The sequence below is a fragment of the Cellulosimicrobium cellulans genome (assembly GCF_007679345.1).
Taxonomy (GTDB): domain Bacteria; phylum Actinomycetota; class Actinomycetes; order Actinomycetales; family Cellulomonadaceae; genus Cellulomonas; species Cellulomonas cellulans_A.
On record NZ_VEGH01000028.1, the window covers coordinates 1 to 11728 of the forward strand.

General features: G+C 77.1%; 9 protein-coding genes and 1 riboswitch. Of the genes, 6 read left to right on the forward strand and 3 right to left on the reverse strand.

Annotated elements, in window-relative coordinates; genetic code table 11:
* Positions 1-326: 326 nt before the first annotated feature.
* The 3 genes from FS882_RS20620 to FS882_RS20630 all read left to right on the forward strand — a co-directional run bounded on the left by FS882_RS20620 (position 327) and on the right by FS882_RS20630 (position 4394).
* Entirely contained in the window at positions 327-2873 is a 2547-nt protein-coding gene (locus tag FS882_RS20620; RefSeq protein ID WP_158376131.1) for an ATP-binding protein, read from the forward strand.
* On the forward strand, positions 2870-3592 hold the full coding sequence (locus FS882_RS20625) for a response regulator (RefSeq protein ID WP_158376133.1): 723 nt from the start codon (positions 2870-2872) through the stop codon (positions 3590-3592). Before FS882_RS20620 ends, FS882_RS20625 begins: the two co-directional genes overlap by 4 nt.
* 486 nt (positions 3593-4078) lie before the next feature.
* Positions 4079-4153: riboswitch (cyclic di-GMP riboswitch) on the forward strand.
* Positions 4154-4169: 16 nt separating this feature from the next.
* Positions 4170-4394 carry a BldC family transcriptional regulator gene (locus tag FS882_RS20630; protein WP_147796295.1) on the forward strand — a complete coding sequence of 75 codons (225 nt, stop codon included), beginning with the start codon at positions 4170-4172 and terminating at the stop codon, positions 4392-4394.
* Between the two features lie 166 nt (positions 4395-4560).
* On the opposite strand, the gene FS882_RS20635 is transcribed toward FS882_RS20630, so the two are convergent.
* The 3 genes from FS882_RS20635 to FS882_RS20645 are packed head-to-tail and all read right to left on the reverse strand — an operon-like array spanning position 4561 to position 8306.
* Positions 4561-5175: a TetR/AcrR family transcriptional regulator gene (locus FS882_RS20635; RefSeq protein WP_158376135.1), complete on the reverse strand. Its 615-nt coding sequence runs from the start codon at positions 5173-5175 to the stop codon at positions 4561-4563.
* Between the two features lie 13 nt (positions 5176-5188).
* Positions 5189-7354, reverse strand: coding sequence for a YhgE/Pip domain-containing protein (locus tag FS882_RS20640; protein ID WP_158376137.1), 2166 nt, complete (start codon positions 7352-7354; stop codon positions 5189-5191).
* Between the two features lie 31 nt (positions 7355-7385).
* A complete protein-coding gene (locus FS882_RS20645) occupies positions 7386-8306 on the reverse strand; it encodes an ATP-binding cassette domain-containing protein (RefSeq protein ID WP_262348448.1) in 921 nt (306 codons plus the stop codon).
* A gap of 326 nt (positions 8307-8632) precedes the next feature.
* Here FS882_RS20645 and FS882_RS20650 point away from each other — a divergent pair, with 326 nt between their 5' ends.
* From FS882_RS20650 to FS882_RS20660, 3 genes are all read left to right on the forward strand, one after another.
* The gene (locus FS882_RS20650) at positions 8633-10324 is read left to right on the forward strand and encodes an AlkA N-terminal domain-containing protein (RefSeq protein ID WP_158376139.1); all 1692 of its coding nucleotides are present in this window, start codon (positions 8633-8635) and stop codon (positions 10322-10324) included.
* Positions 10325-10390: 66 nt separating this feature from the next.
* Positions 10391-10876 (forward strand): peptide deformylase, encoded by a 486-nt coding sequence (gene def / locus FS882_RS20655; RefSeq protein ID WP_158376141.1) that lies wholly within the window; start codon positions 10391-10393, stop codon positions 10874-10876.
* A gap of 195 nt (positions 10877-11071) precedes the next feature.
* Entirely contained in the window at positions 11072-11569 is a 498-nt protein-coding gene (locus FS882_RS20660) for a DUF3145 domain-containing protein (protein ID WP_158376143.1), read from the forward strand.
* Positions 11570-11728: the final 159 nt, after the last annotated feature.

An 11728-nucleotide genomic window follows, 5' to 3' on the forward strand; every position in this document is an offset into this window, starting at 1 on the left:
CGGGTGCCGGGCGGGTGCCGGGCGGGTGCCGGGCGGGTGCCGGGCGGGTGCCGGGCGGGTGCCGGGCGGGTGCCGGGCGGGTGCCGGGCGGGTGCCGGGCGGGTGCCGGGCGGGTGCCGGGCGGGTGCCGGGTCCCTCGGCCCGCGGAACCGGCCGGTCCCACGGTGCCCTCGTGCCGGCCGTGCCGGTCCCGGGTGCGACCGCGCCGCAGGTCACCGCCCCGCCCGGGGCTACGATCGCGGCAGGGACCCGGAGCGCCCCGGCCGGCGCGCGGCACCCGTGGCGCCGCCCGGACCTCGCCCTCGACGACCTGGAGGGGTGAGCGGATGACCACGGGCCGGCTGCGCGTGCTGCTCGGTGCCGCGCCCGGCGTGGGCAAGACCTACGCCATGCTGGAGGCGGGCCGCGGCCTCCGCGCCGACGGACGCGACGTCGTCGTCGCGGTGGTCGAGACCCACGGCCGCGCCGCCACCGCCGCGCTGGTCGAAGGGCTGGAGGTGGTGCCGCGCGCCCGCGTGGAGCACCGCGGAGTCGCGCTGACGGAGCTGGACCTCGCCGCCGTCCTGGCCCGGCGGCCCGAGGTCGCCCTGGTCGACGAGTACGCGCACACCAACGCCCCGGGTTCCCGGCACGACAAGCGATGGCAGGACGTCGCGGACCTGCTGGACGCCGGCATCGACGTCCTGACCACGGTGAACATCCAGCACATCGAGTCCCTCAACGACGTCGTGCGCACGATCACCGGCGTCCCGCAGCGGGAGACGGTCCCCGACGCGGTGCTCCGGGCGGCCGACCAGATCGAGCTCGTGGACCTCGCGCCGCAGTCGCTCCGGGACCGGCTCGCCGACGGCAACGTCTACCCGGCCGAGCGGGTCGACGCCGCGCTGTCGAACTACTTCCGGCTCGGCAACCTCACGGCGCTGCGCGAGCTCGCGCTGCTGTGGCTCGCCGACGAGGTGGACTCCGCCCTGCGCTCGTACCGCGCCGAGCACGCGATCGAGGTGCCCTGGGAGGCGCGCGAGCGCGTGGTCGTCGCGCTGACCGGCGGGCCGGAGGGGGAGACGCTGCTGCGCCGCGGCGCGCGGATCGCCGCGCGGTCGTCCGGCGGCGAGCTGCTGGCGGTGCACGTGAGCGCCCAGACCGGCCTGCGGGACACCGACCCCGGGGCGCTCGCGGCCCAGGCGACGCTCGCCGAGCAGCTCGGCGGCACGTATCACCAGGTCGTGGGCGAGGACGTGCCGACGGCGCTGGTCGAGTTCGCCCGGGCCCAGGACGCCACCCAGCTCGTCATCGGGCTGAGCCGGCGCGGGTGGCTGAAGGCGGCGCTCACCGGGCCGGGCATCGGCGCGACGGTCATCCGGCAGGCCGGCGCCATCGACGTGCACCTCGTCAACCACGCCGCGGCCGCCGGCGGCCGGCTGCCGCTGCCGCGGGTGTCGGGCGCGCTCACCGTCCGGCGGCGGCTGCTCGGATTCGTCCTGTGCGTCGTCCTCGGTCCGCTGCTCACCTGGTGGCTGGTCGCCGCGCGGACCCCGGACTCGCTCGCCAGCGACGTGCTCGCCTACCAGCTGCTCGTCGTGGTCATCGCCCTGGTCGGCGGGCTGTGGCCCGCACTGCTCACCGCGCTGCTGTCCGGCCTGACCCTGAACTACCTGTTCGTCGCGCCGACCCACACGGTCACCGTCAGCGAGCCGGTGCACGCCCTCGCGCTCGCCCTGTACGTCGTCAACGGCGCGCTGGTCGCCGCCGTCGTGGACCTCGCCGCGCGCCGCACCCGCGCTGCGCACCGCGCCCGCGCGGAGTCCGAGCTGCTCGCGACGGTCGCCGGCGGGGTGCTGCGGGGCCAGGACACGCTCGGCGCGCTGATCGAGCGGGCGCGGGAGGCGTTCGGGCTCGCGGGCGTCCGCCTCCGCTCCGGGGACGAGGTCCTCGCCGAGTCGGGCACCGTCCGCTCCGGGTCGCCGCACGTGCCGGTCGACGAGCAGACGGTGCTCGACCTCGACCGCGGCGAGCGACGGCCGCGCGACGCCGGCTCCGACGCCACCCGCGTCCCCGAGGTCGACGGCGCGGACAACCGGTTGCTCGGCGTCGTCGTGGCGCAGGTCGCCGCCGCGCTCGACCACCAGCGGCTCAGCCGCACGGCGGACGCGATCGGCCCGCTGCGCGAGACCGACCAGGTGCGCAGCGCGCTGCTGTCGGCGGTCAGCCACGACCTGCGCCGCCCGCTCACCGCCGCCACGACCGCGGTCGGCAGCCTCCGGTCGCGGGACGTCGACCTGTCGCCGGTCGACCGCGAGGAGCTGCTCGCGACCGCCGACGAGAGCCTGGGCACCCTGACAGGCCTGGTCACCGACCTGCTCGACGTCAGCCGGCTGCAGGCGGGCGTGCTGGGCGTCGCGGTGCGCCCGACCGACGTGGACGACGTCATCCTGCCCGCGCTCGACGAGCTCGGCGTCGGCCCCGACGAGGTGCAGCTCGAGCTCGACCCCGCGCTGCCACCGGTGCAGGCCGACCCCGCGCTGCTGCGCCGGGTGCTCGTCAACGTCCTGGCCAACGCGGTGCACGCCAGCCCGCCGGGGGTGCCGGTGCGGGTGCAGACGAGCGCCTTCGCCGACCGGGTGGAGGTGCGGGTCGTCGACCACGGGCCAGGCGTGCCCGCCGACCGACGCGCCGACCTGTTCGTCCCGTTCCAGCGGCTCGGCGACACCGACAACGCGACCGGGCTGGGGCTGGGCCTCGCGCTGTCCCGCGGGTTCGCCGAGGGGATGGGTGGCACGCTCGGGCCGGAGGACACCCCCGGCGGTGGGCTCACGATGGTGATCGCGCTGCGCCAGGCCGGCGCCGCGCCCGGACCCCGGGAGGGTGGCTCGTGAAGATCCTGGTCGCGGACGACGACCCGCAGATCCTGCGCGCCCTGCGGATCACGCTGCGCGCCCGCGGCTACGAGATCCTCGTCGCCACCGACGGCGTGTCGGCGCTCAACCAGGCGATCGAGCACAAGCCCGACCTGTACCTGATCGACCTCGGGATGCCGCACCTCGACGGCGTGGAGGTGATCCAGGGGCTGCGCGGCTGGACCGGCGCCCCCGTGCTCGTGCTGTCCGGGCGCACCGGCTCGGCCGACAAGGTCGAGGCGCTCGACGCCGGGGCGGACGACTACGTGACCAAGCCGTTCGGCGTCGACGAGCTGCTGGCCCGCATCCGCGCGCTCACCCGCCGCGCGTCCGGCGGGACCGACGCCGAGCCGCTGGTCCGCATCGGCGACGTCACCGTGGACCTCACCGCGACCACCGTCACCCGCGACGGCACCCCGCCCGAGCCCGTGCGGCTGACCCCGACGGAGTGGCGGATCCTCGAGGTCCTGGTGCGCAACGCCGGCCGGCTCGTCACGCGGCAGACCCTGCTGTCGGACATCTGGGGCTCCGAGCACATCACCGACACCGGGTACCTGCGGCTGTACCTGTCGCAGCTGCGCAAGAAGCTCGAGCCGGACCCGGCCGCGCCGCGGTACCTGCTGACGGAGCCGGGGATGGGCTACCGCTTCGACCCGTCCGGCGGCGGCGACCCGGCGGGGCCCGGCGCGCCGGTCTGACCATCGGGTGCCGCGCCGCGCCGCGCCGCCCATGGCGCCGCGCGGCCGATCGCGCCGCTCGCCGGGCTGTGCCGCTCGCCGGGCCGCTCGCCCGGCTGCCCGCCGGGCTGCTCGCCGCGCCGCTCGCCGGGCCGCCCACTCCCTTCGGCCGCCCTCATCCCCACCCGATCGTCGCCCGGCACCCCGAACGATCCGGTGGTGCGGAGACTTCTCGCCGGAGATCAGGCGCGAGCGGCCCGGCCACGCGCGCCCGGGCAGCCGGGACGCGCGTGCGCGGGTGACCGGGACGGCCTGCCCAGGCCGCCCGCGCGGGTGAACCTGCGCGCCGTGAGGCTGACCCCGGTGGCGGCTCCGACGCCGCGCTGGTACCGCCCAGCGGTCGCCGCGCCGTCCGCGATGTGAACGCGCACACCGCTGACCTGCGATTCTGTCCGCTCTCGGGTGGTACTTGCCGATCTGTCCGTTTTCTGTATAGTTCTCCTCGTTGAGCGACAACGGCAAACCCGCTGCAAGGCGGGGACGCAAAGCCACGGGTCCCATCGGGACAGCCGGGCTACCGAACCGACTAGGAGTCACCATGACGTACCCCCTCGAGGCCCAGATCCCGACGCAGGCCTCCGCCTCGCTGCTCACCCCGGGTGAGGTCGCGGTCATGTTCCGGGTCGACCCGAAGACGGTCACCCGCTGGGCCCAGGCGGGCAAGCTCTCCGCCGTCCGCACCCTCGGCGGCCACCGCCGGTTCCTCGAGTCCGAGGTCATGGAGCTGCTCGGCGGCGTGCCGCAGCAGGCCGGCCGCCTCTGAGGCGCAGCACCCCGCACCATCGCGAACGGGCCCCCGAGCACACGCTCGGGGGCCCGTTCCGCGTCTGCGGGGCTCGGCGCGTCCCCCCGGGTGGACGGCCTGGCCCGACACGCGCACGGCGTGTCGGGCCAGACCTGCCACCGAGCCGGACGGGGTCGGCGCGGGCTCAGGCCGGGAGCTGGTCCAGGACCGTGGCCAGCACGGCCCGGCGCACGTCCGCCACCGGCCGCTCCGGCTGGAACGCCAGCCACTCCAGCCCGGCGACGAGCGTCGCCCCGAACATGGCGGCGGCGGTCAGGGACGGGTCCCGGTGCGGCCAGGACGCGGCGACGACCTCGGCGAACACCGCGAACGACTCGTCGCGCACCTGCCGGATGGAGTCCTGCCAGTCGCGCCCGGTGCGGAACACCTCGGCCACGAGCACCTTGGCGAAGTCGGGGTGCCCCTGGATCTGCGCGAGCAGCTCGTGCACGAGCGCGCCGACCGCGTCCCGGCCCTCGCGACCCTCCGCGGCACCGCGCAGCGCGGTGGTGAGCGCGCGCTGCCCCTCGGTGAGCACCGTCTCGAACAGCGCGCCCTTGGACCCGAAGTTGTAGTAGACGCTGCCCTTGGCGACCCCGGCCCGGTCGGCGATGTCGTCGACGGAGGTGGCGGAGAACCCGCGGTCGGCGATCAGCGCGACGGTCGCCGTGATGATGGCCCGGCGGGTGTCGCGCCGGCCGGTGCCGGGGGAGTCGACGGCCCCGGAGGGCGCGGGGGCGGCGTCGGCGGCGGCTGGCATGGGACCCAGCCTCTCAGATCGACAGAGCGGGGTGCAGACGGGACAGCGTCCACGTGCGCTGCCGGGCCGCGCGCCACGAGGTGATCGCGAGCGAGCCGAGCAGGAACGCCGCCAGCGCCGCGACCGAGGTCCACAGCCGCGCGTCGGTGCCGCCTGTCGTGAGCTCCCGCAGGCCGGTGACGGCGTAGGTCATCGGCAGCGCGGGGTGCAGCGCCCGGAAGAACGCCGGCGTCGTCTCCACGGGGTAGGTGCCCGAGGCGGCCGTGAGCTGCAGCATCAGCAGGGCGATGATCGCGACCTTGCCCGCCGCGGCGCCCAGCACCGCGATGAGCATCTGCTGCACCGCCAGGAACGCGCCGGCGACCAGCACCGTGAACGCGGCGGTCCCGAACGCCGTCGACCAGCCGAGGCCGAGCCCGAAGTGCACGACGGTCAGCAGGATGACGACCTGGCCGACGCCGATCGCCAGGGCCGGCAGGTAGCCGGCGAGCGCGATCCGCCACCCCCGGGCCGGGGTCGCGAGGCCGCGCGGCGGCAGCGGGCGGAGCAGCAGCCAGGTGATCAGCCCGCCGACGAACAGCGCCAGCGGGACGAAGAACGGCGCGAAGCCCTCGCCGTAGCCGTCGGCCGCGGCGACGTCGGTGCTCGACAGCTCGACGGGGGTGCTCAGGGCGCTCGCACGGTCGGACCGGGTGCCGTCGGAGTCGTCCGGGATCTGCGCGGCCCCGTCGGCGAGCTTGTCGGCCAGCTCCTGGCTGCCGTCGCCGAGCTGGTCGGTGCCGTCGGCGACCTGCGTCGCGCCGGAGGCGAGCGTGCCGGTGCCGGACGCGAGGTCTGCGGCGCCGGAGGCGAGCGTGTGCGCGCCGGTGTCCAGGTCGGCCGCGCCGGAGGCGAGGGTGCCCGCGCCGCCCGCGAGGTCGGACGCGCCGGAGGCGACCTGGGCCGTGCCGGAGGACAGGGTGGCCGCACCGGTGGCGAGCTCGCCCGAGGACGACGCGAGGGTGCCCAGCCCGGTCGAGAGGGCGGCGGAGCCGTCGCGGAGCTGGTGGGCGCCGGCGACGAGGGTCTGGAGGTCGGCGGCGGCCTGCTGCTGGGCGCCGGCGTCCGGCAGGTCGAGATCCGCGACGGCGCCCTGCAGGTCGGCGAGCGCCGCCTGGATCGCGGCGGCGGTCGCGGTGTCCCCGGCCTGGGCGCGCTGCTGCGCGAGGGCCGCGAGGTCCTGGCCGGCGGACGCGAGCGTCCCGGACAGCCCCTGCGCGCCGGTGGACAGCGCGGTGACCGTGGCGGCCACCCGGTCGACGCCGTCGCTCACCTGCCGCGCGCCGTCGGCCACCGCGCCCGCGCTGGTCGCCGCGGTGGACGCCCCGTCGGACAGCCGCTGCGCGCCCGAGGCGAGGTCCGCCGCGCCCGAGGCCGCGGAGCCCGCGCCGGACGACAGCGTGCCCGCGCCGGTCGCCAGGGCGGCGGCGCCGGAGTCCAGCCGGCCCGCCCCGCTCGCGAGGTCCGTGGCGCCGGACGAGAGCCGGGCCGCGCCGTCCGCGGCGGAGGTCGCGCCGTCGGCGACCTGGTGCGCGCCGGACGACAGGTCGCCGCTCGCGGCGGTGAGCGTGAGGGCGCCGTCGGAGGCCTGCGCGAAGCCGTCGCGCGCGGAGCCGAGGCCGACGAGCACCTGGTCCGCCGCCTGCTCGCCGATCGTGGCCGACACCGCCGCGCGGATCTGGGTCATCGCGCTGCGGCCCAGGGTGGAGGCGAGGTAGGAGTTGGCGTCGTTGTAGGTGACGTCGATCTCCGCCGAGGTGGGGGTGTCGCCCCCGATCGACGCGATGTCGCTCGAGAAGTCGGCCGGCAGCGTGACCGCGAAGTAGTAGGTGCCGTCCGTGACGCCGGCGGCGGCGTCCTCGGCGTCGACCTGCCGCCAGTCGAGCGCGTCGGAGTCGAGCAGCTCGCCGACGACGTCGTCGCCTGCGCGCAGCGGTTCGCCGTCCTGGGTGGCGCCCTCGTCGGCGTTCACCAGGGCGACCGGCAGCCGGTCCAGGTTGCCGGTCGGGTCCCAGTAGGCCCACAGGTACAGGGCGCCGTACAGCAGCGGGATGGCCAGCATCGCCACGACGGCGAGCTTCGGCAGCAGGCCGCGGCGGAACCGCCGCAGCTCGGTGCCGGTCGACAGGGAGGAGAGCATCACAGGTCCTCGGGGAGGTGCGGGTGCGGGTTCAGGCGGCGGGCACGGCGTGCGGGCCGGTGGCGAGGTTCGCGACCTCGGGCGGCGTCCACCAGCGCATCCGGGCGACCTCGTCGAGCGAGGCGACCGACGCGATGACGGTGGTGCCGGCGGCGGCGATCGCCTCGAGCCGGGTCCAGACCGTCTGCCGGCGGCCGGAGTCGTGCACCTGGTCGACGTCGTCGACCACGAGCAGCTCGGGCTCCTGCGCCAGCGCGAGGGTGACGCGCAGCAGCATGGCGTCGACCTCGTCGAGGTCCCAGATCACGGTCGAGACGCGGGGGAGCGGGCGCTCGCCGAACACCGGGCCGGCCAGCGCGGTGAACCGCTCCTGGGACACACGGCCGGTCCACCGGTACCAGGGCGACAGCCAGGCGAGCCGCTCGCGCGTGACGTCGCCGACCGTGACCGAGTCGTCGAGCTCGTCCACCCCGGCGAAGCCGGCCACGGCGGCGCGCCGCTGCACGGCGGTCCGGCGTCGCGGCAGGTCCTCGCCGAGCACCGTGAGGTCGGAGCCCCGGTCGGGGACCATCCGGCCGGCGAGGGTGAGCAGCAGGCTGGAGCGGCCGGCGCCCTGCGGGCCCTGGACGACGGTGAGGGAGCCGGTCGGGAGGTCGAGGTCGACGGGGCCGTAGACGGCGCCGCGGGTGCCGGTGAGCACGAGGCCGCGGGCGCGCACGGCGAACGGCGGGGGAGCCGGCTGGGCGTCGGGGTCCTGCTGCTCGGCGTCGTCCTGCGCGGACGGCGCCGGCTCGGGCGGGACGGCCGGCGCGGACGGCGCGGCCGGCGCGGACGGCGCGGCCTGGTGGGACGCCGCCTGGTGGGACGCCGGCTGGTGGGACGGCGCGGGCTGCTCGGGCTGCACGACGTCCTGCTGCTCGGCCTCGCGTGTCGGGGTGGGCTCCGAAGACACTGTCGCCTCTGATCGATTCGTACTGACTGGTCAGTACAAAGATAGGACGACCCGGCCGTCCCGTCATCCCGGCGCGGCGTCTCGCGCGTCACACCAGCCGGACGCCGGCGCGCCCCGGTCCCGGCGAGGCGGGTGGGATCCGGGACGGTCGCGCCCGAGATCGGCGGTTCCACCCGAGATCGGTGGCTGCACCCACCGATCTCGGCGCGGACCACCGGTCTCGCCGCGCGGGCCCTCCCGTGGGGTGCCTGGCGGCGGGACGCGCGGCGACGGCGATGTCCGATCGCCGCTGGACTCCGGCCGCGCCCGCGCGGTGCACTGGAGGCATGCCCGCCCGCGAACCCTCCGACCCGGCCTCGCCGGCTGCTGTCACGCCGGTCGCCGCCGCCCCGGTCGCCGCCCCGGCCGCCGGCGACCCCGCGCCGCACGCCCGGTACGCACCGGGCGACCCCGGCTACGAGGAGCGGTACCGGGCGATCGACGCGCGCGACACCCGGTTCGACGGGCAGTTCGTCACCGCCGTGTCGTCGACGGGGATCTACTGCCGGCCGTCCTGCCCGGCGCGCACCCCGCGGCGGGAGCACGTGACGTTCTACCGGACGTCCGCCGCCGCGCACGAGGCCGGCTACCGCGCGTGCAAGCGGTGCCTCCCGGAGGCCACGCCGGGCACGCCCGAGTGGGACCTGCGCCGGGACGCGGTCGGCCGGGCGATGCGGCTCATCGGCGACGGGCTGCTGGACCGGGGTGGCGTCGAGGCGCTCGCCGCCGAGCTGGGGTACACGAGCCGGCACGTGCACCGGATGCTCGTCGCCGAGCTCGGCGCCGGCCCGCAGGCGCTCGCGCGGGCACGGCGCGCCCAGACGGCGCGGGCGCTGCTGGTCGGGACGGCGCTGCCGGTGACGGACGTCGCCTTCGCCGCCGGGTTCGGGTCGGTGCGGCAGTTCAACGACACGATCCGCGAGGTGTTCGCGGTGCAGCCGTCGGAGCTGCGCGCGCGGGCGCGCCGCGCGGACGCGGTCGACGCGACGGGGGCAGCGGCAGCGGGGGAGGTGGCGGGCGCCCCGCAGGTGCGGCTCGACCTCGCCCTGCCGGTGCGGCAGCCGTTCGACGCCCGGGGCGTCCTGAGCTTCCTGGCGGTCCGGGCCGTGGCGGGCGTGGAGGTGGCGGACCTGCCGGACGACGGGCCGCTCCGCTACGCCCGCACGCTCACCCTGCCGCACGGGCCGGCCGCGGTGGAGATCGTCGCGACCCCCGAGCGGAAGGGGGCCTGGCGGCTCGCGGCGCGGCTCGAGCTCGCGTCGCTGGCGGACGTCAGCACCGCCGTGGCGCGGGTGCGCCGCCTGCTCGACCTCGACGCGGACCCCGCCGCCGTCGACGCCGCGCTGTCCACGGACCGGGTGCTCGCGCCGCTCGTCGCCGCGGCGCCGGGCACCCGGGTACCCGGCACGGTGGACCCGGCCGAGCTCGTCGTCCGCGCGATCGTCGGGCAGCAGATCTCGGTCGCGGCGGCGCGGGGCCACCTGGGCCGGCTGGTCGCGGCCGCGGACGCGCCGTACGTGTCGGCGATCCCCGGGCTGGACCGGCTGTTCCCGACGCCGAAGGAGGTGCTCGCGGCGGTCCCGGCACCCGTCCCGGGCGCCGAGCCGGACCCGGGCCGGCCGCTGCGGCTGCCCGCGCGCCAGGTGGCCGCGGTGCTCGCGGCCGCCGGTGCGCTGGTCGAGGGCGCTCTGCCGGCGCACGTCGGCGCGGACCCGGCCGACCTGCGCGCGCGGCTCGTCGCCCTGCCCGGGGTGGGGCCCTGGACCGCGGCGTACGTGGCGATGCGCGTGCTCGGCGACCCGGACGCGTGGCTGGCCGGCGACGTCGCCCTCGTCGCGGGCGCGACCGCCGCGGGCGCGCTCGACCCCGGCCTGCCGCGGGCGGCGGCGCACCGCGCGCTCGAGGCGCGGGCGGCGGCGTGGTCGCCCTGGCGGTCGTACGCGGCGATGCACCTCTGGCGGGCGGCGGCGGCGCGCTGACCAGCCCGTCCCCGTGCCGCGCGCCCGCACCGCGGATGCCGGTCGTGGCATGGAAGAATCGCGGGCATGGCGATGAGAGAGATCCGCGTGGTGGGCGACCCGGTGCTGCGCACCCCGTGCGAGCCGGTGACCACGATCGACGCCCGCGTGAAGGGCCTGGTCGAGGACCTGCTCGAGACGGTCGACCACGACGGGCGCGCGGGTCTCGCCGCGAACCAGATCGGCGTCGGGCTGCGGGCGTTCTCCTGGAACATCGACGACGAGCTCGGCTACGTGCTGAACCCGACGATCGTGGAGCTGTCCGAGGACTACCAGGACGGGGACGAGGGCTGCCTGTCGGTGCCCGACCTGTGGTTCCCGACCAAGCGCGCCTGGTACGCACGGGTCGTCGGCACGGACCTGGACGGCAAGGAGGTCGTCGTCGAGGGCGTCGAGCTCATGGCCCGCTGCCTGCAGCACGAGGTGGACCACCTGGACGGCCACCTGTACATCGACCGGCTCGACCGGTCCGTGCGCAAGAAGGCGATGCGGGCGATCCGCGAGACCCTCTGACGGGCCGCCGGGGCGTCCGGAACCCGGACGATCCGGGCACGGAGCAGGTGACGAGGGCCGGAGCGCTGGTGCGCACCGGCCCTCATCAGGCATGCTGTCCTCAGCACGCCGCGCGTGCAGGCTGTGGAGTCACGTGTCCGGTAGGGACGAGGTCGTTGGGGAAGGCGAACCTCGAGCCGATCCGGGAGGGATGACATGGCAGGTGCGATCACCCGCGGTGTTCTTTTCGTGCACTCTGCGCCGCGCGCGCTCTGCCCACACCTCGAGTGGGCGGCGGGCAACGTGCTGGGCTCGCGCGTGTCCATGGACTGGACCGAGCAGCCCGCCGCACCGGGGATGTTCCGTGCCGAGCACTCGTGGCAGGGGACCTCCGGCACCGGGGCGCGCCTCGCGTCGGCCCTCCGCGGCTGGACCCACCTGCGCTACGAGGTCACCGAGGACACGAGCCACGGCAGCGACGGCGCGCGGTGGAGCCACACCCCGGAGCTGGGCATCTTCCACGCGCAGACCGACGTGCACGGCAACGTCGTCGTCCCCGAGGACCGCATCCGCGCGGCGCTCGAGCAGGCCGACGCGCGAGCCGTGCGCGAGGAGCTGGCGCTGGCGCTCGGGCAGGCGTGGGACGACGAGCTGGAGCCGTTCCGGTACGCGGGCGCGGGCGCGCCCGTGCGCTGGCTGCACCGCGTGGGCTGAGCACCGGGTCGCGCCGCGCCGCGCCGCGCCGCGCCGCGCCGCGCCGCGCCGGGCCGCGCCGGGCCGCGGAGCGCCGCGCCACCGGCCGGCTCCGCGCCCCGCCTCGCCTCGCCGCCCGGCGAGCGCGGCAGTCCGGGCCCGCGGGGGGGCCCCCCGCCG